Genomic DNA, 24,111 nt, shown 5'->3' on the forward strand with positions numbered 1-24,111 from the left:
GCACGGCGATTCAATCAAAAAAACTTCATCCGTTCATGTGTGAGATGGATCTTGCCTGCGCATGACAAACAATGTCATGACCCTGATGGACTAATAAGTTTTCCAATAAATAAATATTATAAGAATACCGCCCTCTGCTAATTGATTTTTGCGCGCGCGACTCGCTAGATTGCTCCCCGCTGCTGCCACAACTCTCCTGCCATCGGCGCTCCTCTGGTTCGGCACGCCGATGCTTTTCTCCTTGGCAGCCTAAAGGACTCAGGCCATGAAGCGCGCCTCTTTCGGTAATGAATCCGGTCGTCGCCCCCAACTCAATCGGCCTCACCCGAGCCGCAACCGCCGATTGTTCCTCGAACAACTCGAAGGTCGCGAGTTGATGGCAGTCGACTCGGTGCAGGTGCTCAACCCCCAGCCACTCGAGCGGATTTTTGCTACCGACACGCCCGCGCTGAATGCGGGAGCAGCGGAGAATTTCCCGACGAATCCGGTGTTGCTGGGTGGCGGCAGTCAGTTCGTTGCCCGCCCCTTTACGGCGCCTGCGGCGTATCAATCGACTCGGCTCAATCGAGATCTCGCGCAGATCGGCTACGACTTTGATCAATCTCGACTGCTGGGGAGCGCGGGCAAGTTTACTCCGCACCTGTCGAACCTGAGTGTTCGCGGCGACCAAATCCTGATCGAAGCCAACACGACTGGTTCGGTTTCGGTGCTGGCAAGCGATTTGAAGACGCTCGGGTCGGAAGGGCTGACCATCGCGGGTTCGAGTATCTCGGCCTGGTTGCCAATGAACCGCATCCGCGATTTGGCAGGACTATCCAGTTTGGCCTACGCCCAGGCAGCTCCGCTGGCGTATGGCTCGCACATCGGCGCCGCCAACACGCAGGGCGATATGTCGATCTACACCGACGCGCTCCGGACCCAATTGGGTTTTGATGGCACGGGAGTCGTCGTGGGTGTCATATCGGACAGCTACAACCGGAAGGGCGGAGCCATTCAAGCTCCCAACGATGTGACCTCCGGCGATCTGCCCGGCACGACGAATCCTTATGGCAATACCACTCCCGTCAGTCTGCTGGATGACACCTACGTCGGCTCGGATGAAGGCCGAGCCATGCTGCAGATCATTCACGATATCGCCCCCAAGGCGACGCTGAAATTTCACACGGGTTTTCCCACCAAAGCCAAGATGGTCGAAGCCATTCAGGATCTAAAGGATGCCGGCGCGACGATCATTGTCGATGACTTGATTTTCTACGACGAACCGATGTTCCAAGACGGTGCGATCGCTCAGAAGGTCGATGAAGTGGTCGCGGCCGGTGTCACTTACATTTCCGCCGCGGGAAATGCAGCCAAGCAGTCCTACGAAAGCACCGGCTTTGATGTCTCGGGAGTGCAACGCAACTACGGCCGCGGCAACATGGATTTGCTGGACTTCAACTTCGGCCTAGGCGTGGATGCCTTCCAGCAGATTACGATCCCAGCGAATCAAGAAGTGCGAATCACGCTGCAATGGCAAGAGCCGTATAAGTCGGAAGCGCCCACAAGCCTCGGCGCACAGCAGGATCTTGATCTGTTGGTCTACAACGCCGCCGGGACGATTCCACTTTACAGCAGCACCAACAATAACTACGCCGGCGACCCGTTTGAGTTCATCTATATCGACAATCGAGGGTCGGCTGCCTTCAATGCCAATCTCGTGATCGCCCGCGCCACGACGTTCTACGGCGCGATGACCATCAAGTACGTCATCGACAATCCCTACGTCACCATTACCGACTATCCATCCAATGCAGGGACGGCATTCGGTCACACCAATGCCGCGGGAGCGATCTCCGTCGGGGCTTCCACGCGCGACTCCACTCCCGCGAGTACGCCGCCGACACTGGAGTTCTATTCATCACGAGGCTACGTGCCGATTTACTTCGATAAGTTTGGCGTAGCATTGCCGGCGCCGGTCTATCGCAACACCCCAGACATTGTGGCCCCGAGCAACGTCGACAATACATTCTTCGGCACCGATGATCCGATGGATTTGGGATCGAAGCCGAATTTCACCGGCACCTCCGCAGCAGCGCCTCACATTGCCGGTCTGGTGGCGCTCATGAAGCAATCGAACCCAAATCTGAGTCCCGCGCAGGTGCTCTCGCTCCTCGAGCAAACTGCCAAGGACATGCAGTCGGATGGTGTTTACGACTACAACACCGGCTGGGGGTTGGCCAACGGTTTGGAAGCTGGATATGCAGCCGGTCAGCCGAGCCCGCCAGACCTGATCGCGGCCAAAGACGACGGCATGTCGTCGACCGACAATGTTACGTCCTTTACGAACCTGACACTCACCGGCACCGCCCGCGCCGGGAGCTTTGTGGGGCTGTTCAATAACGGAGTGCTCATCCAAACCCAGCAGCTCGGGGCAGGCGTGACGAGTTACACCTTCAATCCGCCCACCACGAATACTGTCGACACTATGCTCTATTCGGTCGCCATCAAACGGCTGTCGACGAGCCCGGCCTGGTCGATACGCTCAACCGTTTGCGACGTGTATGTCGATCCCATGGCGTCATTCGTGCCGACGATCACTCCCGATCTAGACGCTGCAAGCGATACGGGCGTCTACAACTGGGATAACGCCACGACCGACACGACACCCACCTTCACGGGAAATGTCGATCCGATTGCTGCCGGTTCGAAGATCACGCTCTTTATCGATGGCATTCCGCGGGCGATTCAGCAACTCTCACCTGGAGTAACGGCTTACAGCCTGACTCCGGGAATGCCGACCGACGGCTATCACACGGTGACGATGAAGATGCAGCGCAACAGCAGTCCGGTCCCGACCAACTACTACTCCACGCCGTCGATGAAGTTCTTCACCGATCGAGGCGCAGCGCCGGTTGCCACCATAACCGCCGTGACACCCGACCCGCGGAATGCGATGGTCTCGTCGATCGCGGTTACCTTCAGTCGGCCAGTCGCCTTCTTTGATCTGGCCGATCTGACGCTGACAATGAATGGCGGCTCGAATCGGTTTGGTTTTGGCACGTCGGCTGCGACGATTTCGAATCCGTCCTCCGACAACCGCACGTTCATCGTGGAGAAACTCAACAACTTGACGATGGCAGCCGGCAACTACAACCTGTCGTTTGCCGTCTCGCCCAGCGTGGTGAGTTCGGGCGGCATGGTCTCGGTAGTAGGAGCAACCGAAACGTGGACGCAAGGAAGTGCGACCTATCAGAACTCTGGCCGATATGCGGACGTGAACAACGACGGCTACGTGAACAACACGGACAAGACGATCGTTGACGACATGATCTTTATCTACGGAGCGCACACGTTGCCGTGGACCTATCCATATACCTATCTCGATGTCGATGGGGACGGCTCATTTACTTCGGCCGATCGGGATGCGGTGACTTACTTTGTGGCAAACTTCTCAGCGGGTCCGTACTAAGAGGGCCGTACTAAGCGTCCGCGGAAATTACGACCCCGGGCGGACCAATGGTCCGTCCTACCAACGTGGTGAAGCGTTCACGAACGGCTGGCAGTGATGGAAACTGCCGGCCGTCGACGTACAGCCATTCGAGCCAATTCCAGCCGGCGAGGATGGCGCCGGTGTGATCGAGCAGGTCGATCACGTCGCGGTCGGCGGCGGAGAGCGGGTTGGCTGCGGAGTAAGTGTCGATCGCAATCTGGCGGAGCGCCGGATCATCGCCGGCCAGGCTGCCGAGCAGGCGGGCGATGTCGGTGAGCGGAGTATCGATCCGCATGGCGCCGAAATCGATAAAGCCCGCGACGTTGTCGCCGTCGAACAGTACATGATCCCGCCACAGATCGCGAATGGCGGGCTGCAACGGCAGCGTTAATTTCGCCGCATCAAACAGGCGACTGGTCAAACTGACGGGCAGTTTTGCGTGGCGGGCCAGCCAGAGGGCGGCCAGATCATCGAGGGCGGGAATGCTGCGCCGCTGACAAGCCTGTTGGATCTGCTCGCTGCCGCCGCCGGTTAGATCGCGCCACCGAGCCAGGCGATCGGCGATTGCAGGCGCCGGCTGATTGGCGTTGCCGGACGATTGATGCACATCGGCTGTCGCTTGATGAAAGGCGGCCAAGGCCCGAAAGGCAGCCGTGATTCGCTGTGGCGACGGCTGGGGGGCGGTCTCTACTTCTCCTGGCAGCCAGGTCATCAATTCCCAGGTGGCGCTGTTCCATTCGCAGCTCGATTGGCCGCCGCGCGTGAAATACGGCTGGGGCACGAACGAAATTCCCCGCTCGCGGGCCTGCAGCAGGACCTGGTGAATCCAGGGCAACCGCGCCGGCGGTGGATGATCGTCGGGCCAGCGTTTGAGACAAAGGGGAGCAAGAAACCGGGGATCGCTGGCAACCACCTTCCAAATGCGAGCCCCACTGAACCCCTGATGTGCCACCGACTGCAGCTGAAATCGGGCACAGCAGTCGGCAAACTGCTGAAGCACGGTTTCGGCTTCGGCAGGCCCAACGACTGGAAATACGGTGTCGGAAGACATGGTTGGCAACGGTGAGCAGCAACGAGTTGAGACGCCGACGGTAGCGATTAGAACAGAATTGAGCCTGGTAACGTAGAAAAAGATTGTGCCCGCAACCGAAACTGCCTCCTTTTGCGGGAATCCATTTTCTGACCTATCTTGCCCGAATTCTGGCAAACTAAGCCAGCTGGGGTATATTTAACGGTCGCAAAAGGGTCGGTACTTCAAAATCTGATTCGTGATCGTCGCTCAGCGGCTCATCGCCGACTGACACGTTTCGCGGCAAACAAAGAGTAAGACAAATGCTTCGACGGATTCTGGCGGGTACGCTGTGCCTGATGGCGACAGTCGTCTTTTCGAGTGTCCTGTTTTGCAATTCGGCCAGCGCTCAAGACAAACCGGCCGCGCCTCCTTACGCCGCCGTGCTGAAAGACGCCAAGTCGGTTCCCGGTCTGCTGCAACTGCACCAGAAGGGAAACAGCCTGTTCGTAGAACTGCAGCCTGGCGACTACGGCTCGGAATACATCGTGCTGATTTCGATCAGCCGCGGTATCGCCCAGGGCCCGCTCCTCGGCGGCATGAGCTGGGGTTTTGGCGACGACTGGGTGTGGCAGTTCCGCAAGGTCGACGACAACGTTCACATCATTCGCAAGAACGTCCGCTTCAAAGCCGCGAGCAACTCGCCCGAAGCCCGCGCCGTTCGCAACGCTTACACCGACAGCGTCCTCTTCAGCATTCCGACGACCGTCAAAGGTCCGAAGGGTGGTGACCTGGTCGACCTGAGCTCGGTCTTCATGGGCGACCTGCCGCAAATCGGTCAGGTGCTGCAAGGCTTTGTCTTCTCGCCGTCGAAGAGCTCCTTCGCCGCCGTGAAAGGCTTTGATAACAACATGGAACTGGAAGTTGCCGCGACCTATGCCTCGAGCGGCACGCAAGACATCGACACCGTGCCCGATAGCCGTGGCGTGACGATCAACGTGCACTACTCGATCAGCAAGATTCCGACCGGCGGTTCGTACCAGCCGCGCTTGGCCGATGACCGCGTCGGTTACTTCCTCACGGCCGTGAAGGATTTCAGCAGCAAGAGCAACCGCGATCAGTTCGTTCGCTACGTCAATCGTTGGGATCTGCAGAAGAGCGACCCGAACGCCAAGCTCTCGCCGCCGACCAAGCCGATCAAGTTTTGGATCGAAAAGACCGTTCCGTATAAGTACGAGAAGGCTATCTACGACGGCATTTACGAATGGAACAAAGCCTTCGAAGCTGCCGGTTTCGTGAATGCGATGGTCGTCGAACGTCAGCCTGACAATGCGACCTGGGATCCGGAAGACATTAACTACAACACGTTCCGCTGGATCACTTCGAACGCCGGCTTCGCCATGGGGCCATCGCGGGTCAATCCTTACACCGGTCAGATTCTCGACGCCGACATTATTTTCGACGCCGACTTTTTGAGCTCGTGGAAAGATGAATTCGAAACCTTCACGCCGGCGACCGTCGCCGCGATGACTGGTGGCGAACTCGATCTGCCGCGTAGCGATGTCAGCGAGCAAAAGATCCGTCAGATCTTCAGCCCGAAGTTTGCCTTGCCCGAATGTGCTCTCAACCGCGGCATGGCCATGCAATTGGCCGGCGGCGAAGCAGCCATTCTCGCGGCTGAGAAAGATCCGAAGTTGACGGCTGAAAACATGGAGAAGTTCTTCATGCAGGCCCTCAAAGAAGTGACGATGCACGAAGTGGGTCACACCCTTGGCCTGCGTCACAACTTCAAGGCCAGCAAGTGGCTGAGCCTGAAGGACCTGAACGACCCGAGCAAATCGGGCGGCGCGATGGTCGCCTCGGTGATGGATTACAACCCGGCCAACATCGTCGGCAAGGGTGAGAAGCAAGGCGATTACTATCCGACCACGGTCGGTCCGTACGACGTGTGGGCCATCGAATACGGCTACAAGCCTTTCGGCAGTGGTACGACGGCTGAGTTGCCCGAGCTGAAGAAGATTGCTGCTCGCAGCGGTGAACCAGCCCTCGCTTACAGCACCGACGAAGACACTCGCGGCATCGATCCCGATCCAGACTCGAACCGCTTCGACTTCGGCGCCAACCCAATCGAATTCGCCCAGCACCGTTTGCAGATGGTCGAAGAACTGATCCCCGGCTTGATCGATCGCACGACGAAAGAAGGCGACGATTACACCCAAGCCCGTCGCACGTTCAACGTGGTGGTGGCCCAAGCTGGCCAGGGTTTGTTCTTCGCCTCGCGGCAAGTGGGTGGTTTGAAGACCAGCCGCAGCCACAAGGGTGACAAAGACGGCAAGCCGCCAGTGCAACCCGTCGATGCCAAGCTGCAACGCGATGTGCTCGATCTGCTCGACAAGAAACTGTTCAGCGACAAGCCGTTCGCATTCCCGCCAGAAATTTACAACCAACTCGGTTGGAATAACTGGAGCCATTGGGGCGCCACGAACACGATCCGCAAGGACTTCGGCGTGCATGACTTTGTATTGATGTGGCAGGAACGCGTGCTGTCGCAACTCCTCTCGGGTGTCACGCTCGAACGGATGCACGACGCCGAACTCAAGTCGTCGCCCGACGCCGATGTGGTCACGACGGCTGAACTGCTCGATCGTTTGACAAAGAGCATCTTCAGCGACGTCGAAGGCTTTAAAGAAGGCGAATACAGCAACCGCAAACCCGCCATCGGCAGCCTCCGCCGCAACCTGCAGCGGTCGTACCTCAAGAGCCTCTCGCAAATCGCGATGGGCAACACGAGTGCGCCGCAAGACTGCCAGACGGTGGCTTACATGCAACTGGGCGATCTGCAAAGCAAGATCAAGAAGGTGCTGGAAAACGGCGAAATGACCGGCAAGCTCGACACCTACACCCGAGCCCACCTGCAAGAATCGAGCAGCCGCATCCAAAAGGTGCTGAACGCCCGCTTGAGCCTCAGCAGCCCGTAGTTGTAGGCGAGGTCACTCCGTGACCCGCAACGCGCTTTTGGCGATTCGCTCCTAGAACCGCCAAAAGCCCTACTTCCCGCAATGGAAATTCCGACGTTCGACGCCAAACCGCCGTTGCGAGTCACGGAGTGACTTCGCCTACGGCGGTTTTTTCGTGACGTAAACTTCGTCATGAACCGAATTCTATTTTCACTCGCCGTGTTTTTTGGACTCTCGCTCGCTGCCCTGGCCGCGAACAAGGGTGAGCTCACGATCAAAGCCATCGATCGCGACACCAACCAACCGCTGGCTGTTCGCATGCACTTGAAGGACTCGCGCGGCAAGCCCGTGCGGCCACCGAAGATTCCCTACTACCACGATCACTTCGTGTTCGATGGCGAGATCACGCTCGAACTGCCGCTGGGCTCGTACACGTTCGAAATGGAGCACGGCCCGGAATACAAGATTCGCTACGGCAATTTCGAGATCGACCGCGATGCGGAAGATTCGAAGACCGTCGATCTGCATCGCGTCGTCAACATGCGCAAAGAGAACTGGTACGCCGGTGATTTGCATCTCACGCGCGAACCGGCCGACCTCGAGCTGCTGATGCGGGCCGAAGAACTCGACCTGGCCGCCGATGTCACCAGCTGGAACAAGAAAAGTCTATTCGACAAAAAGCCCGCCCCGAAAGAATCGCAGCTCAGCACTCCCGGCAATCGCTGGCAGTATCTGTTCGGCGCTCGCGATGAACGGGCCGGGGCATCACTGATTTTTCATCGTTTGACCGAACCGCTGAAGCTCGAAGATGCCGGCAAGGAGTTTCCGGGGCCGTTCGCCATCGCGCAGCAAGCTCGCGAGCATTCGCCAGCATTTGTGTGCGCTCGCAGCGCGACGCTCTGGGATTTGCCGGCGCTGGTCGCGGGTGGTCAGCTCGATGCCTTGATCATCGCCAGCGAAACGTTCGAGCGCGAAGATCTGCGCAGCGCTCCCGCTTGGGAAAAACCGCGCGAGGGATCCTCTTTCGGCGGTCCTGCCAACGTGGGTCGTTGGCCGCAGACGGTTTACTTTCATCTGCTCAACTGCGGCCTGCGCATCGCCCCCGCGGCTGGCAGTGGCAGCGGCATCGCGGCGAATCCCGCCGGTTACAACCGTGCGTATGTTTATTGCAATGAGTTTACGCCCGACAACTGGTGGCAAGGCTTGAAGGAAGGCCGCACCGTGATCACCAACGGTCCGCTGCTGCGGCTGCTGGTCAACGGCATGCCCCCCGGCCATGTCTTTCAAGCCGAGAGCGGCGTTGTTGAATTGAGCATCGCTCTCAACCTCGCCACGCGTGAGAAAATTGAATACCTCGAAGTGATTCAGGACGGTCGCGTCGTGCATGAAACTCGACTCGACGAACTGGCCAAAGCCGGCGGCAAATTGCCGGGAGTGAAGTTCGAACGGAGCGGCTGGATGGCCGTGCGCGCGGTGACGAATGCGCAGAAGACGTATCGCTTTGCACTGACCGCGCCCTACTACGTCGAGATCGGCTACAAACCAACCGTCAGCAAAAAGTCGGCGCAGTTCTTTCTCGACTGGCTGACCGAACGCGCCCGCCGCATCACGCTGACCGACGGCGATGAACGCCAAGCCGTGATGACGCCAATCCGCGCGGCCCGCGATTTCTGGCAGCAGAAGGTCAACGAAGCCAACGCGGAATAAGGCGCGCTGGATCTCTTAAACGACGCGCACGTGTTTCACGTCGTTGGCCAGCAGCCATTGCAACCAGGCTTCGTGCTCTTCGGTCAGCGGAATCTCGGCCTTCGCTGCTGCATCGAGGGGCGAGACGACGCAGACCACCAGGTCATCAAGCCACTGCCGCGCCTCGTCGTGATCGATCCAGTATTCGTTCTCACCCAGCTTCGCCGGTGCGCCGCGCTCGCCGGGGCACGTCATGAAATAGACGATCTCCAGCCGAAACCGCGCTGGCATTTCAAAGGGAGGAAGGGCGGGCTTGTCGACGGCGAGGATTTGCATGAGGAGTTCGCGAGCTTCTTACAGGTGGCTCAATCCAAGTAGATCATCTCACTGCTGTTGAGAAGCGCCAATGCGGCTTGCACCAGGGCGGCTGCGCGGGCGTCGTTCACTTGCGAATCGCGAGGAAGCGGCAGCGCGAGTGGTTCTTTGCGTTTTGCTTCGGCATTGGCGGTCGTTTGTTTCGCGACGAAGTCTTCGAGCGTTTGTGCTTCAGCGGCAGTTGCTGGCCGGCCGAGCGTGAAGAGAATCAGTTCAGCAGGCGACTGCGGATCAACCCGGCCGGCCGCGTGCTGAGCAAATTGCAGGACCTGGGCCGAGTTGAGCATGAGGAGCGCTTGCGGCGCAGTGGTCGAGCGAATCCGCGACGGGCAACTGGCATTCGCATCGGGACGATCGAAGGCATCGAAGAGCGGATACCGCAAATTGCGACGCGCGAAGATATAAACGCTGCGGCGATAAAAATCTCCCTCGCGCTTGCTAGTCGGCCATTGATGCCACAGCAGCGTCGTCGTCAGTTCGGGTGGCAACGGCGGTAACACTCCCGGTCCGCCGGCTGCCCGGTCGAGCAAGCCAGCCGCGGACAATAGCGAATCGCGGATCGCTTCTCCTTGCAAACGGCGACGCGGATAGCGACTTAAAAGGGAGTTCGTCGGATCAGCCTGCAGGCGCAGTTGCCAGGTAGTTTCTTCTTCAGCGCCGCGCAAGCTTTGTTGCCGATAAACGGCGGACGTCACGATCTGCCGCCGCAGATCTTTCATGCTCCAGCCGCGCGTGACGAATTCATCAGCGAGGTAATCGAGCAGTTCGGGATGCGAAGGCGAATCGCCGAGGGTGCCGAAGTCGCTCGGCGTAGCCGACAAGCCCCGGCCGAAGTGTTGTTGCCAAAGACGATTAACCATGACGCGGGCGGTGAGCGGATTTTCGCGCTGCGTGAACCAGCGGGCTGCTGCCGTGCGACGGAACGACGTCTTCTTTGTTTCGGGCAGCTCTTGCGGAGCGGAAGAGAGAAGCGCGACGAAAGATTTATCGTTCGCCGCGGCAATCCGCGGCATGTTTGGCTGCAGTTCTGTGCCGGGGCGACGATGATCGCCGCGGATCCACAGCCGCGCGGGGTCAACTTTGCCCACTTCCTTCAGCCATTCGGTCGATTTGTCCTTCTTCAGTTCGACGGCCGGCTCAAAGCAGGCCCGCAGGCGAAAAAAATCGGCCTGGCTAAGGGGATCGTACTTGTGATCGTGGCACTGGGCACAACCGACCTGCAAGCCAAGCACGACGGACCCCACCATGCCGGTCATTTCGTTGAGCAAGTTGTGTCGCCGCTCGGCTTGGTCGTTCACATCGGGCATGTCTGGCCCGGCGAGACAAAAGCCCGTCGCGATTCGCGCTTGCTCGTCATTCGGCAGCAGCTCATCGCCGGCGAGTTGCAGTTGCAGAAAGCGATCGTAGGGCAAGTCGCGATTCAGCGCGCCGATCACCCAATCGCGATACTTCCAAGCGTTCGGCCGCACGTGATCGTGCTCAAAACCATCGGTCTCGGCAAAGCGAGCCAGATCGAGCCAGGCTTGACCGACGTGTTCGCCATGCGCGGGCGAAGCGAGTAAACGATCGACGAGCCGTTCATAAGCATCCGGAGCCGCATCAGCGAGAAACTCCGCTCGTTCCTCCAGCGTTGGCGGCAGGCCGAGGATATCGAACGACAGTCGCCGCAGCAGCGTGCCGCGTTCGGCCTCGGCAGTGAAAGTGAGATTTTTCGCCGCGAGTTGCTGCAGAATGAATTGGTCGATAGGTTGCTGCGCTGATTTACCACTGACCTCTGGCAAGCTCGGCCGTTTCACCGGCACGAACGACCAATGCTCGCGATCGCTGGCCGTGATCGGCGGTTCGACGATCGGCCGTTCGTCGGGAACGATGGCGCGCTTCGTATCGGCGATGTCTTCTTGGGCGATGATGATCGAGCAAAATGCGAATAGAAGAGCCAAGCTAATCAACGGAATTGAAAACCGCCCCCACCGAGCTTGCTCGGTGGAGCGTTGATTCTGCACCAGATGTAACGCGAGACTTGCTTCGCCCCCACCCGCCTCGTGCGGGTGGAGCGAGTGATTGAGCACCGCAATCATGCGCTCTACCGACACAAGGTCGGCAGGGGCGGGATTTAAAACTTGCGTTATTAGTGCAAAATCACATTCACCACCGAGGCAAGCTCGGTGGGGTCTTTGCGTGAGTTCATTCGCGCGCCTCCAGCTCATGCCAGCACCTCGTGCACGACATTCGCTTCGGCGGGGCCGGTCAATCGCTCTTCCAATCCATTGTGATAATAGGTCAACTCGTCGAACTTCAAACCGAGCAGATGCAGGATCGTGGCGTGCAGGTCGCGCACCGGCAGCGGCTTTTCTTCCGCGCGCAAGCCAACCGCATCGGTCGCACCGTAACGCATCCCGGCGCGCACTCCGCCGCCGGCGAACCAAACGGTGTAACCCCACGGGTTGTGATCGCGGCCTTTGCCTTGTTCGCTCATCGGCATGCGGCCGAACTCGCCGCCCCAGATGACGAGTGTTTCGTCCCACAAGCCGCGGCGTTTCAAGTCGCGCAAGAGTCCCGCGACCGGCTTGTCGGTCGCTCGGCAATGTTGCGTGTGATTTTGCGTCACATCGTTGTGAGCATCCCAACCGTTCGTATCGCCGGAATAGACCTGCACAAACCGCACGCCGCGCTCGATCATCCGCCGCGCGAGGAGGCAGCGCTGACCAAATGACTTCGTGTGATTTTCATCAAGGCCATACAGCCGCTGCGTCTCAGCCGTTTCATCGTTGATGTTGACGAGTTCCGGCGCCGTGCTTTGCATGCGGAAGGCCAGTTCGTACGCGCGGACTCGCGCGGCGAGTTCATCGTCGCCGTCACGGGCGGTCAGATGTTCGCGATTGAATTGCTGCACCAGGTCGAGCGTGGCTCGCTGTTGGGGATCGCTGATCTGCGGCGGCGGTTTCAGATTGAGCAGCGGCGAGTTGCCGGGCCGCATGGTGATGCCCTGATAAGTGGCCGGCAAAAAGCCGCTGCCCCAGGCGGGCGGACCACCTTTCACGCCGCCGCCGGGATCGGGCAGCACGACGTAGGCTGGTAAGTCGCGATTCTCGCTGCCGAGGCCGTACGCCACCCAGCTGCCGACGCTCGGCCGGCCCATCAGAATGCTGCCGGTGTTCATCTGATAAACCGACTGCGGATGATTCACGCTGTCGCCGCACACGCTATGCAGCAGGCATAAATCATCGGCGACCTGTGCGGTCTCGGGGAGCAAATCGCTGACGTAATGACCACTCTCGCCCCGTTGCCGCAGCGGCATGATGGGGGGCAGGAGCGGGTTCTGTGCGACCTTGCGCCGCGTCATCACTTCGCCGAACGAATCAGGAATCGGTTTGCCGCCGAGCCGGATCAGCTCCGGCTTGTAGTCGAAGAGATCGACATGGCTAGGGCCGCCGTGCATGAAGAGCCAGATCACCCGTTTCACGCGCGGCGTGATGTGAGGCTGTTGTTTCGGCGACTCACTGCCGCGGGCTTCTTCGGCCAACAGCGACTTCAGCGCGAGCAAACCCAAGCCGCCGCCAGCCGTGGAGAGGAACTGGCGGCGCGAAGTCGCGAGCGGGAAGGTGGGAGCCATCGAACGTCACCGGCGGGGAGGGCGGATCGTTTTGCGATGGCTTGATTATGCGTGAAGGAAGGGGACGACGGCAATCGAAATCCCGCTCCAGCGATTAGCGCGTTTCGCCATCCTTCTGCTTGACCCGTGTCACGCCGATCGTCTTCCGCTCGGGATGCTTTGGTCCTAAGGCCACGCCCATCCAGCCGTCGTGAATCACCAGTTGCGTCACTTGCTGGTCACGCAGTTCCGGCGCGAGTGCGATCTGCTTGTTCACTAGGTTCAGCGTGCGGTTGCGCGACAGCACGCGGCTGAAGATGCCGCGGAGGGCAATCTGGTCGCCGACGCGGAGTCGTTCGCCGATCAATTCGATCACGCCATCGCGGGCCAGGTTGGCTTCGAGCTGATCGGAATAAGGCGCGTAGTAGCCGCGAACGGTGAAGTTCTGCCACTTGCTCTTGCCGTGCTCGAGTTGCTTGATGCGGATGGTGAGACGAACTCGGCCATCTTCGCAATCGACGCGAATCGGATCGCTTTCCATGAACGTGACGTATACGTCTTCTGGCAGATCGTCTGGCGGCGGAGGCGGATTGGCCGTGAAGATCGAGGTGACTTCTTTGTGCAGCTCACGTAGTTCGTAGCGTTTGCCGCTCAGGTTCAAGTGGTTGAGCAGATTGTTGAACGCCGATTCGTGCACCTGCACGCTCAGCAGGCTATCGCCCGGAGCTTGCGGCCGCGGCGTATGCGAGGCGAGTTGCTCGTGACCGGCCAAGCGGTAGCGAGCGATCAACCGATCGTTGGTCGTTTCCATATCCACCGGCGCGGGCTCGAGATTGAGCTTCCGCATCGGCTCGAGCAGTTTGACTTTGAAATTCTCTTGGCCCTTCTTCAGCTGTTCGGCGACGGCTTGATCGATGCGAGTCGTGGCGCGGCCGCGAATCTTGCCTTCGACCTCCGCGCGGGCGGAGTCCTGCGCGGCATCGTATTGATCGCGAGCAATCGCACGGGCAATGCTGCCGAGAATCGGAATACTGTCGTAGGAAGTCTCGTAATCGTTGAGGTGGTTATTCGCATTCGCTTCGGCTTCGGCATTGAAGAGCTTCACGCCGCGGCGATCGACGAGCAACATCTTTCGCACGCGATAGTGCGACGTGCCGTTTTGATAGAACGTTGCCGGGCCCTTCGTAGAGGAAGTGTCCGAAGCCACTTCACCTTGAGCTTCGAGCCCCAACCGCCAGCGGAGCCGATCGGGGAGCAGCACGAGCCGCAGCCGAGTGCTGGCTTCGCTATTACCTTCGACATACGCGCCTTGGATGTAGTCCTGCACGTACTCGGCCATGCGGGCTTCTTTGGGGAGGAAGCGGTTGACGAGTTCCGCCGAGATGGCCACACGGACGTTGCCGTTGCGGTAATAGCTGTTGATGGTGTCGCCCAGTTCGGCGAGCTTTTTATCCGGCGACCAGCGAATGTGCTGATAAAATTCGGCGAGCGCGGTGCTCTCTGCCGTCAGGTCTTGCCGTTCGTAATCTTCAATGGCTTGCAGCACGCTGGTGAGATTGACCGGTTCGTCGGCCCAGTTCTTAAGGCTGGCGATCAGCTCGAAGAAGACCGGCGACTCGGCGAAATCTCCCTGCTGCGGATCGAACTGCGTCGAATTCAAACGGCGGAGAATATCGCGAGCCAAGTCGCGGCGATCGGTGGCAGAAGTTTCTGAGTTCGATAGTTTGCGAGCCTGCGGCAGACGCAAGTAAGTGATCCACGGCGAGCCGCCAGGAATCGATTGCAACTTTTGCTCGAGCTGCGTGAGGCAAACGGTCCACTCGGTGGTGCTGGGCGTGGCCGTCTGGCGATGTTCCGATTCAAAAGCAACCGCGTGGGCCAACTGCCAAACGGCAATGCGGCGGACGATGGCGTAACCCGAGCGCAGGACGCGCGAGCGTTGATTGTCGGACTTCAGCGGCACGGCCAGTTCGCGGGCTTGCAGCGACAGGGCGTGGAGTTGATCGAGAATATTGCCGACCTGCGGGCTGGCGAGCGAGTTCACCTTGGCGAGGTCTTCGAGCTGCGTGATGGTCTGTTGTGCCCAGTGAGCCACGTTGGGTTCTTCGGTGGCGAGTTCACGCAACTGAGCTACGAGCGCGGTGGCATGCGGCCAAGCGCCAGCCGAGGCGTTTTCTGGCGCGGGAGCAACATCCGGCGGCACGCTCGGCTTGAGCGTGGAATGATTTGCTGCGTCGGGCAACGTGCGCGGCTCGCTCGGCGAGGGAGACGGCGAAGGCGAAGGAACCGGCACTTCGGCGGGCGTGGCTGGCACTTCGACTGGAGGAGTGAACGCTGGAACTTCAGCCGGCGGCTGCTCAGCGGGCTTTTCAAATTCGATGGCGGGTTCGACCTTCACCGCCGTGCGCGTGGGAGATTCGGGCAGCGAAGGATCGTTATCGATCTGTTCAGCGACGACGGGTCCCGTCTTGGCAACTTGCTTGGGTGTTTCAAAGGCTGCGAAGTCGTTGCGGACTGGCTCGATCGCGACCGGCGCGAATTCCGGCGTTTCGGCGGGGAGTTCTGGCAATTCAAAGGCTGGGAGCGATTCGTTGGTCAGCGATTGCGAGTGCGCAAGCTCGAGCGCAGCGAGTGCATCTTGCGACGATGCTTGCCGGGCCTGATAGCGCCGCCAGGCTTCGGGCGCACTCAGGCTCAGCGCAGCGAGGGCCACGACGAGCAAAAACAACTTCCAGGAAAAGCGACGGACAAGTCGGCTCATCACCCGGCTCCGGATCCAACAATCGCCCGAACAATGCAGTCCCACCAAGGCAGAACCGCGGCGCAGGGAAAGATGCGCCGGTTGGCGCACGGCGACGCCTTCCTAACAGTAAAATCGGTACGTCCGGCACGTCACCGTCAATTACAACGGCCCGCGAGGGGCAACCTCCGCGACCGGATTAAGTTGCCACGCTGATTTCACTGCAATGACAGCGGAGAGTGGTAAACTTTGCCGGCTAGAAAGAGATGAGGGCTGGGAACTAGGAACTGCGGGCTAGGGAAATGCGATGCCATTGAATACCGATGATGATTGGACCGCGTGATTGCCTCCTGTATTCCCCTAATCTCTGGCCCCTAACCTCTAACCCCTCTCCCCCATGTCGAACCTCTATCTCATTGGCTATCGCGGTTGCGGCAAGACGACGGTCGCTCGCTTGCTCGACGAATTATTGCGCTGGACCGCAATCGATGCCGATGAGCACCTCGAACAAGCGGCGGGCAAAACCATCCGCGAAATTTTCGCCGCCGAAGGAGAAGCTGGTTTCCGCGATCGCGAGAGTGACACCGTGCGGGAACTATCGCAGCGCACTGATCTGATCGTCTCTTGGGGAGGCGGCGTGATCTTGCGCGAAGCCAATCGCGCGGCACTGCGAGCGGCGGGAAAGATTGTCTGGCTGAAAGCCCGCCCTGAAACTTTGCTGCAACGCATCGAACAAGATCCAACGACTGGCGAACGTCGGCCGAACTTGACAGCGGCTGGCGGCATTGATGAAGTGCGCCACTTGCTGACGATTCGCGAACCCCTCTACACGGCGACGGCGGATACGATTGTCGAAGTCGACGATATTTCGCCGCCGAAGATTGCCGCCGTGATCGCAGACTGGTTTCAATCGCAGGAAGGCGACCGTTCATGATTCTCCTTCGCGATCTGCTGATCTTCATCGTCGGCCTCGGCGTTGGCTCGCTCATCAACGCTGCCATCTATGGCCTCGCTTACGATTGGCGACCGATCAGTCCTTGGCTAACACCAGCGAAAGGTAATCCAAAGCGCATCTGGCTCGATTGCTTGCCAATCGTCGGTTGGATATTGCTACGGCGTGAAGAGAAGATTCACGGCCGCTGGTTTTGGATTCGGCCGCTACTGATCGAGCTCGCTTACGCGGCGGGAATGGTCTGGCTGTTTCATTTTGAGACGAACAACGGTTTGCTCAGCGCGAACCATGCCTTTTTGGCAGTTGCCAGTGACTGGTATCCCATGTTCGCCGTGCATGCGGTGCTCATCGCGCTGCTGACGGCGGCGACGTTCATCGATTTCGATGAGCTGATGATCCCCGATGCCATCACGCTCTGGGGTGCGATCCTGCTGCTGATCATGACCACGGCGATGCCGACGTCGCATCTGCCGAGCGTGTTCAACAAAGGCGGATTGGTGATGGAACCGCTGCTGTTGCATTCCAAACCAGAAGTTCTCTGGCCGAATATGCTCGACGAGTGGCAGGGACTGGCGATCGGCTTGGGAATTCTTTGGCTCTGGTGGGCCGCCATTCAGCACGGCACGGCGACGCTGCGTTACGGCTGGCTCAAGTCGGTCTCTCTATATATAGAGAGCCTCGTTCGCCTGCGGCCCAAGCATCGGCCGAAGTATCGCAACTTGTTGCCAGCACAGATTTTATTGTTCGTACTCATGTCGGCTGCCACGGCAGCGGTGTGGTTCTACGGCGGAAAGCACTGGCACTCGCTATTAACATCACTCGTCGGCCTCGGCACGGCGGGCGGCTTGGTGTGGGCCGTGCGCGTCGGCGGCTGGATCGGTCTGCGCAAAGAAGCGATGGGCTTCGGCGATGCCACGCTCATGACGATGGTCGGCGTGGCCCTCGGCTGGCAAGCATCGCTGCTGGTCTTCTTCGTCTCGCCGTTCGCTGCCGTGATCATCGCCGTCTTGAACGCCATCATCACCCGTCGACCACACATTCCGTTTGGTCCGTACCTTTCTCTCGCTGCCGTGATCGTCATCGTGGCGTGGGTCGCGCTGTGGGAACATTACTCGCGCGATTTCTTCGCGATGCCTGGTCTCGTGCCCAGCATGCTCGTCTCGTTCATTCTGGCAATGACCGGACTCCTCTGGCTCTGGCGACTCATCAAGCCGTACGTCCTCACGCTGATCTTTGGACCCGAGATCGATGACGATTCGGAGTCGAAACACGCGCGCTGAGTTGCCACTTGCACTGTTCGTGATTTGAAAATGCGCAAAGTAGCGTTGCCCAAGTGACCACGAACGAACAAAAAATCGCGCGCACAAAAAAATATTTTTGCGATCGCGCATCGAGCGCGCGCTGGCGACGAAACTTCGCGCGCCGCGCATCGCCAAGCGCGCTCTGCGCGACGCCGATGAACATCACGCAGCAAGAATGAGCATCACTCCACAACCGCAAACGCACCGCGCGAATCAATCGCCATGAACATCGCGTGCGCGCGTTCGCTCACTACGAACGCGACGATAGAAATTTGCGTAATCACCGGTGATTATTAATATTTTTGCACGCGAAGAAGATGCGCAGCGCAACCTAGTGCGAGCGCTGCACGAGTGTGCGCAGAGATCTTTTCACGCTTACGAAGATCAGCGCGACGGCGATTGAACATGCCTCATCGAGTCGTTGCGCGCTCACCGTTTTTTATCGCGCGAGTAACGCGCGCTGCGCGTCGTTCAACGCGCGCGATGAGCAGTGCGCAACCGAAATCTTGCTCGATGTTGTCGCGCTGCGCGAGAATTCCTCTTGACGTTTTGCTATCAACTCGCAACATTAATACCAACTCGCGTGGAAAAAATGTCGATGACTCAGTCAACGACACTTGACCACAAAAAGTTGAGCTGAAGGAAACCGAAAGGGATCAATCAGCACGACCAAGAGTGACGAGAGAACTTGCTTCTCGAGTCCGCGAGTCACTAACGCAGGGAGTTATCAGACGCCCCTGCTTGAGTGCGAGTGACAGACGGGATGTCGCAAACACTCAAGCCCCGTTGCGACGGGTCGGGCATCTGTAGATCGGTGAGTTTCCAGCGGTCCGAACTGTTTCGGTCGCCGCCCATGCTCACCAGTATTTTCCTTAAGGGAGGATGTAGCTGTGGCCAAGAAGAAAGCTGCTAAGAAGGCTGCCCCGAAGAAGGCTGCCAAGAAGGCTAAGAAGGCTTCGAAGAAGGCTCCTGCGACCAAGAAGGCTTAAGTGCTTTTCCGGTCCGTGCCCCTCGGCTAAGCCAGCCGCCTGAACCCAGCAGACACGATGTCCCCGCTGCTCAGATGCCGGCACTCTAGCTAACGATAACAACGAGAAAGAGCCGCTACGACGCAATGTCTACAGCGGCTCTAATCATTTCTTGGGGAAGGAAAGGCGACGGGCGGGAGACGAGGGCAGATGGAGTGCGGCGAACTCCCTCTCCTCGGTACTCCGGGGAGAGGGTCGGGGTGAGGGGCCGAAGAGGAAAAGATTTGCTTGCGGGCGCAAACTCGTGCACAGTATTCACAGCCTTTCCCCAGCCCCTAGTTCCTAACCCCCAGCCCCCAATGCTCTATCGCATCGCGCTGTCACTCCTTCTCTTTCCTCTCGTCGCCACTGCTGCTGACACGGCAACAATCATCGACGCTGCCAAGGCCAAGCGCGATGAGGCCGCCAAGATCGATTGGTACGACGCGCGTGCGATCGGCCTCGAAGGGCAAGCCTTCAGCGATGTGAAAGCTCCCTACGATCGCTTGCCGGCGCGGGCCGAGGGGAAGGTTCGCGATGCGGTCTGGAGCTTGAGCCGCAATTCAGCGGGCATCTGCGTGCGGTTTCGCACCGCATCGCCGGCTATTCATTGCCGCTGGACGAACACTTCCAACCGTCTTGCCATGCCGCACATGCCGGCTACGGGTGTGAGCGGCGTCGATCTGTACGTGCGCGATGAAAAAGGAACATGGCGCTGGCTGAGCGTCGGTCAGCCGAAGGAAGGAACGACGCACACGGCAGCGCTCGTGACGGGCTTGCCGGCGACGGAGCGCGATTACTGTTTGTATCTGCCGCTGTACAACGGCGTATCGCAAGTCGAAATCGGCGTGGCTCTGGATGCGAAGATCGCGCAGCTTGTTCGCGATGAAGCCCATGCGCTACCAATCGTGTTCTATGGCACCAGCATCACGCAGGGCGGCTGTGCGTCGCGGCCAGGCATGGTGCACACCGCCATCATCGGCCGCCGCCTCGATCGGCCTGTCATCAACCTCGGCTTCTCCGGCAATGGCAAGATGGAAGCCGAAGTCACCAACTGCCTCGTCGACATCAAGGCTGCCGTCTTCGTCATCGACTGCCTGCCGAACATGACGGCAGCGGAAGTGACTTCAAACACCGCGCCGCTCGTCGCCACGCTTCGCAAGGCTCATCCCACGACGCCCATCGTGCTCGCCGAAGACCGCACCTACGGCGATGCCTTTCTGAAGAGCGATCGCGCCCAGCGCAACGTCACCAGTCGGGCTGCACTTAAGAAGATCTTCGCTGAACTCCAGCCGCAGGATAAGAACCTGCATTACCTCGCCGGCGACAACCAACTCGGCGTCGACGGCGAAGACACCGTCGACGGCTCGCACCCCACCGACCTCGGCTTCCTCCGCATGGCAGATGAGTTCAACAAGATCCTCGGCCCACTGGTGAAGTGATTGCGGCGAGTGTGTAGGCCGGAACAAGCGGTACTCCGCGCAGTTCCGGCAGGAGCTGCAACGTAACCGGCCATCGCCATCTCTGCCGGAACAGCGCGACGAGTACGCTTGTTCCGGCCTACGGTAGATGTTGCTCTAGGGCCGTTCGCCAAGCAGCCAGGCAATCAGGCCCTTTTGCACGTGCATGCGGTTCGCGGCTTGCGGAATCACCGCGCTGTAGTGGCCGTCGATGACGTCGGCGGTGACTTCCTCGCCGCGCTTGGCGGGGAGGCAGTGGAGGAACACCGCGCCTTCGGGAGCGCCTTCCATCAGGGCGACGTCGACCTGGTAATCCTTGAAGGCGATCTTGCGCTGTTCGCTTTCGGCTTCTTGCCCCATGCTCGTCCAAACGTCGGTGTAGACACCGATCGCATCGCGGACGGCTTCGCGCGGCTTGGCGGTTTGCGTCAGCTTCGCGCCGGGCACTTCGCGTTCGAGTTCAGCGAGGAACGGCTTATCGAACGTGTAGCCGCTGGGCGAAGCAACGGCGAACTCCATACCAAGCTTGGCACAGCAAACGGCGAGACTCTTGGCGACGTTGTTCGAGTCGCCGATGAAGGCCAGCTTTTTCCCTTCGAGCTTGCCGTGGATTTCTTCGAGCGTGAAGAGATCGGCGAGGGCTTGGCAAGGGTGGGCGCTGTCGGTGAGACCGTTGATGACCGGGCAGGTGCAGTACTGCGCGAGTTCTTCGATGCGCGAATGCGCGGTCGTGCGGCAGACGACGACGTCGACATAGCTGCTGAGGACCTGCGAGAAGTCAGCTGCCGATTCGCGTTTGCCCCAACCCACGTCCTGACCGAGGAAGAGCGTCGAGCCGCCGAGGTGGGCCATAGCCGTTTCGAAGCTGACGCGGGTTCGCAGCGATTGCTTTTCAAACAGCATCGCCATGACGCGGCCCGGCAGAATCGGCTCGCGGATGCCGGCGGCCAGATCGCGTTTGAGTTCGTGCGAGAGAGCAAAGACCTCGTGAATTTCTTCCGCGGTCAATTCAAACAATGTCAGAACGTGTCGTTTCACAAAACGCCTTCCTCAAGAAAAGAGGATGAGGACGAAAGACCAAACTAAACGCTAGGCACGCGGCAGGTTCAACAAGACATCGGCGAGGATGTCGCAGCCTTCTTCGGCTTGTTCTTCGGGCAGGTTCATCGCCGGCAGCAGACGAATCGTCGTTCCCTGCGTGCAATTGATGAGGAGTTTGCGCTCGAGACACTTCGCCACGGCGGGACTGCCATCGATCGTCAGTTCGACGCCGATCATCACGCCGGCCACGCGGACTTCCTTGATGAGATCGCACTGCTGTTGCAGCTTCGTCAGGCGGCGCTGAAAGAGAGCGCCCAGTTGTTTGGCGTTATCGAGTAAGCCTTCTTCTTCGATCGTTTCGAGCGTGGCGATACCAGCGCGAGCCGCAATCGGATTGCCGCCGAAGGTCGCCGCATGCATGCCGGGACGGAGGGCTGGCGCGATCTCGCGCTTGGCAATCAGCGCACCACCAGCGATGCCGGCGCACACGGCTTTGGCGAGCGTCATCGCATCGGGCGTCACGCCGTACTTTTGATAAGCGAACCAATCGCCAGTGCGGCCGCAGCCGGTTTGCACTTCGTCGAAAATGAGGAGCAGACCGCGCTCATCGCACAGTGCCCGCAGGCCTTGCAAGAAACCGGCCGGCGGCAGCTTTACACCACCTTCGCCTTGAATTGGCTCGAGCATGATTGCGCAGGTGTCTTCATCGACGAGTTTCTTCGTCGCTTCGAGATCGCCGTGCGGCGCGTAGATAAAGCCGGGCAGCATCGGCTCGATGCCGTGGTGATACTTGGGCTGCGCGGTCGCGGTGACCGAGCCCATCGTCCGGCCGTGAAAGCCGCCGGTGAACGTGATGATCTTGTGCTTGTTCGGCTTGCCATTCGACGAAGCATGCAACCGCGCGAGCTTGATGGCCGCTTCGTTAGCTTCGGTGCCGCTATTGCAAAAGAACGCCTGCCCGCCAAAGCTCCGCTCGTTGATCGCCTGAGCCCAACGCCCTTGCACATCCATGTGCCAAGTGTTCGGCACGTGGATGAGCGTGGCAACCTGCTCTTGCACGGCGGCGACAACCTTCGGCGGGCAATGGCCCAGCAGATTGCAGCCCCAGCCAGGAAAGAAATCGAGATAGCGGTGCCCTTCGCTGTCCCACACAAACGAGCCTTCGCCGCGAACCAGATTGACCGGATAGCGGGTGTAGTTGCCGATAACGTGTTGCTTGAAAAGAGCAACGGTCTCGGCGGAACTGAGGCCAGCTGTGGTGGAACCAGACGATGAAGCCATTTGCGATTCTCCCAATCTCAATCTCTCGCTCCCCTCGCCCCGCTTCGGGGAGAGGGGCGGGGGTGAGGGGTGTGCTGCAATGGATGCAACCACACCGCTTCAGACCCCTCACCCTAACCCTCTCCCCGAAGCGGGGCGAGGGAACAGGAAATCTTTAAGTCAAAATTCTTACTGCGCTTTCACCAACTCCGTTCCAACACCGCTCGTCGTATAAATTTCCAGCAACAACGAGTGACGCAGCCGGCCGTCGATGATGTGAACTTTACGCACGCCGCGGTCCAAGGTTTCGAGGCAAGCTTCGACTTTCGGAATCATGCCAGCATCGACAACACCGGTGCGAATAAGTTCGCGCGCTTCGACATCAGTGAGCGAATGAATGATCGAATTGGGGTTGGCTTTGTCGCGCCTAACGCCATTAACGTCGCTCATATAGATGAGCTTCTCGGCGCCTAGGGCCTGAGCAACCGCAGTCGCCGCCGTGTCGGCGTTCACGTTCAGCTTGCCGCCGTTGGCTGCGAGGGCCATCGAGGGGATGACCGGAACCTGGCCGGCGTAGCAGAGGTTTTCGATGACGTTGCGATCGACGCGCGTCACCTTGCCGACGTGGCCGAGATCGATCTGTTCGCCATTCTCGCCGGGGAGCGTGATCTTTTCGCCGAAAAGGACGTTCGTCGTCTTGAAGTTGAGATTCATCGCCCGGCCGCCGAGTTCTTCGATCTGGCGAGCGATCCCTTCGTTGATTTCGCCGGCGAGCACTTCCTCAACGATGCGCAGCGTGTCGTCGTCGGTGTAGCGGCGGCCCTTGATCTTTTTCGGCACCAGGCCGGCAGCATCCATCGCGCGGTCGATGGCAGCCCCGCCGCCATGCACCACGACTGGTCGCATGCCCACCGTCTCCATAAAGACAATGTCGAGCAGCACGTGCCGCAGGGCGTTTTCCTGCTCCATGATGCTGCCGCCGAGTTTGATCACGGTGATCTTGTCGCGGAACCGGCGAATCCAACCGAGGGCTTCGATCAGCACATCGGCCTTATGAATGGCTTCTTCCAACTCAGGAGGCTCTCAAATAGCAAGGGAAAGCACGGAAAAACACCGGCACAGAAACGGCTAAACGCCGCGACCTGCCAGCGGTCGATCTAACGACCGGACTGGCGGGGAGCGGCGTCTCGCAAACCGCAAATTGTTCTTTGAACGGGCCCCCCTGTCAACGCTCGCTAGCAGAGAATTTTTGAAGAAAAGCC

At 59.4% G+C, this 24,111-nt stretch carries 14 protein-coding genes; 6 read left to right on the top strand and 8 right to left on the bottom strand.

The genetic code is table 11. The features are described 5' to 3' along the window. The first annotated feature begins 265 nt into the window (after nucleotides 1-265). Nucleotides 266-3,448 (top strand): S8 family serine peptidase, encoded by a 3,183-nt coding sequence (locus M9Q49_RS25450; RefSeq protein WP_254512105.1) that lies wholly within the window; start codon nucleotides 266-268, stop codon nucleotides 3,446-3,448. A gap of 10 nt (nucleotides 3,449-3,458) precedes the next feature. On the opposite strand, the gene M9Q49_RS25455 is transcribed toward M9Q49_RS25450, so the two are convergent. Then, complete coding sequence (locus M9Q49_RS25455) at nucleotides 3,459-4,520, bottom strand: phosphotransferase enzyme family protein (protein WP_254512106.1); 1,062 nt, start codon at nucleotides 4,518-4,520, stop codon at nucleotides 3,459-3,461. Nucleotides 4,521-4,801: 281 nt separating this feature from the next. Between M9Q49_RS25455 and M9Q49_RS25460 the strand changes: the two genes are divergently transcribed. Together M9Q49_RS25460 and M9Q49_RS25465 are read left to right on the top strand one after the other, a co-directional pair. Continuing rightward, nucleotides 4,802-7,456: a zinc-dependent metalloprotease gene (locus M9Q49_RS25460; protein WP_254512107.1), complete on the top strand. Its 2,655-nt coding sequence runs from the start codon at nucleotides 4,802-4,804 to the stop codon at nucleotides 7,454-7,456. Nucleotides 7,457-7,627: 171 nt separating this feature from the next. After that, nucleotides 7,628-9,142 carry a CehA/McbA family metallohydrolase gene (locus M9Q49_RS25465; protein WP_254512108.1) on the top strand — a complete coding sequence of 505 codons (1,515 nt, stop codon included), beginning with the start codon at nucleotides 7,628-7,630 and terminating at the stop codon, nucleotides 9,140-9,142. 15 nt (nucleotides 9,143-9,157) lie between these two features. Here M9Q49_RS25465 and M9Q49_RS25470 read toward each other — a convergent pair whose 3' ends face one another. The 4 genes from M9Q49_RS25470 to M9Q49_RS25485 form a co-directional block, all read right to left on the bottom strand. Continuing rightward, nucleotides 9,158-9,457, bottom strand: a complete 300-nt coding sequence (locus tag M9Q49_RS25470) for a hypothetical protein (RefSeq protein ID WP_254512109.1) — start codon at nucleotides 9,455-9,457, stop codon at nucleotides 9,158-9,160. Nucleotides 9,458-9,486: 29 nt separating this feature from the next. Further along, on the bottom strand, nucleotides 9,487-11,436 hold the full coding sequence (locus M9Q49_RS25475) for a DUF1549 and DUF1553 domain-containing protein (RefSeq protein WP_254512110.1): 1,950 nt from the start codon (nucleotides 11,434-11,436) through the stop codon (nucleotides 9,487-9,489). Between the two features lie 263 nt (nucleotides 11,437-11,699). After that, entirely contained in the window at nucleotides 11,700-13,109 is a 1,410-nt protein-coding gene (locus tag M9Q49_RS25480; RefSeq protein ID WP_254512111.1) for a DUF1501 domain-containing protein, read from the bottom strand. A gap of 94 nt (nucleotides 13,110-13,203) precedes the next feature. Next, entirely contained in the window at nucleotides 13,204-15,849 is a 2,646-nt protein-coding gene (locus M9Q49_RS25485; RefSeq protein ID WP_254512112.1) for a hypothetical protein, read from the bottom strand. A gap of 376 nt (nucleotides 15,850-16,225) precedes the next feature. Between M9Q49_RS25485 and M9Q49_RS25490 the strand changes: the two genes are divergently transcribed. The 3 genes from M9Q49_RS25490 (at nucleotide 16,226) to M9Q49_RS25500 (ending at nucleotide 20,530) form a co-directional block, all read left to right on the top strand. Beyond that, nucleotides 16,226-16,762, top strand: a complete 537-nt coding sequence (locus M9Q49_RS25490; protein ID WP_254512113.1) for a shikimate kinase — start codon at nucleotides 16,226-16,228, stop codon at nucleotides 16,760-16,762. Next, nucleotides 16,759-18,060 carry a prepilin peptidase gene (locus M9Q49_RS25495; RefSeq protein WP_254512114.1) on the top strand — a complete coding sequence of 434 codons (1,302 nt, stop codon included), beginning with the start codon at nucleotides 16,759-16,761 and terminating at the stop codon, nucleotides 18,058-18,060. The genes M9Q49_RS25490 and M9Q49_RS25495 overlap by 4 nt, the downstream gene beginning before the upstream one ends. Before the next feature lie 1,348 nt (nucleotides 18,061-19,408). Beyond that, complete coding sequence (locus tag M9Q49_RS25500; RefSeq protein WP_254512115.1) at nucleotides 19,409-20,530, top strand: SGNH/GDSL hydrolase family protein; 1,122 nt, start codon at nucleotides 19,409-19,411, stop codon at nucleotides 20,528-20,530. A gap of 135 nt (nucleotides 20,531-20,665) precedes the next feature. Here the strand turns inward: M9Q49_RS25500 and argF are convergent, their stop codons facing one another. The 3 genes from argF to argB all read right to left on the bottom strand — a co-directional run bounded on the left by argF (nucleotide 20,666) and on the right by argB (nucleotide 23,920). Then, nucleotides 20,666-21,586 carry an ornithine carbamoyltransferase gene (argF, locus tag M9Q49_RS25505; protein WP_254512116.1) on the bottom strand — a complete coding sequence of 307 codons (921 nt, stop codon included), beginning with the start codon at nucleotides 21,584-21,586 and terminating at the stop codon, nucleotides 20,666-20,668. A 51-nt stretch (nucleotides 21,587-21,637) separates the two neighbouring features. Continuing rightward, nucleotides 21,638-22,870 carry an aspartate aminotransferase family protein gene (locus M9Q49_RS25510; RefSeq protein ID WP_254512117.1) on the bottom strand — a complete coding sequence of 411 codons (1,233 nt, stop codon included), beginning with the start codon at nucleotides 22,868-22,870 and terminating at the stop codon, nucleotides 21,638-21,640. A gap of 168 nt (nucleotides 22,871-23,038) precedes the next feature. After that, a complete protein-coding gene (gene argB / locus M9Q49_RS25515; RefSeq protein WP_254512118.1) occupies nucleotides 23,039-23,920 on the bottom strand; it encodes an acetylglutamate kinase in 882 nt (293 codons plus the stop codon). Between the last annotated feature and the right edge of the window lie 191 nt (nucleotides 23,921-24,111).

The organism is Anatilimnocola floriformis (genome assembly GCF_024256385.1).
Taxonomy (GTDB): Bacteria; Planctomycetota; Planctomycetia; order Pirellulales; family Pirellulaceae; genus Anatilimnocola; species Anatilimnocola floriformis.

Coding starts and splice junctions, on each gene's coding strand:
- M9Q49_RS25450 (WP_254512105.1), top strand. CDS start 266: ATGAAGCGCGCCTCTTTCGGTAATGAATCCGGTCGTCGCCCCCAACTC.
- M9Q49_RS25455 (WP_254512106.1), bottom strand. CDS start 4,520: ATGTCTTCCGACACCGTATTTCCAGTCGTTGGGCCTGCCGAAGCCGAA.
- M9Q49_RS25460 (WP_254512107.1), top strand. CDS start 4,802: ATGCTTCGACGGATTCTGGCGGGTACGCTGTGCCTGATGGCGACAGTC.
- M9Q49_RS25465 (WP_254512108.1), top strand. CDS start 7,628: ATGAACCGAATTCTATTTTCACTCGCCGTGTTTTTTGGACTCTCGCTC.
- M9Q49_RS25470 (WP_254512109.1), bottom strand. CDS start 9,457: ATGCAAATCCTCGCCGTCGACAAGCCCGCCCTTCCTCCCTTTGAAATG.
- M9Q49_RS25480 (WP_254512111.1), bottom strand. CDS start 13,109: ATGGCTCCCACCTTCCCGCTCGCGACTTCGCGCCGCCAGTTCCTCTCC.
- M9Q49_RS25485 (WP_254512112.1), bottom strand. CDS start 15,849: ATGAGCCGACTTGTCCGTCGCTTTTCCTGGAAGTTGTTTTTGCTCGTC.
- M9Q49_RS25490 (WP_254512113.1), top strand. CDS start 16,226: ATGTCGAACCTCTATCTCATTGGCTATCGCGGTTGCGGCAAGACGACG.
- M9Q49_RS25495 (WP_254512114.1), top strand. CDS start 16,759: ATGATTCTCCTTCGCGATCTGCTGATCTTCATCGTCGGCCTCGGCGTT.
- M9Q49_RS25500 (WP_254512115.1), top strand. CDS start 19,409: ATGCTCTATCGCATCGCGCTGTCACTCCTTCTCTTTCCTCTCGTCGCC.
- M9Q49_RS25510 (WP_254512117.1), bottom strand. CDS start 22,870: ATGGCTTCATCGTCTGGTTCCACCACAGCTGGCCTCAGTTCCGCCGAG.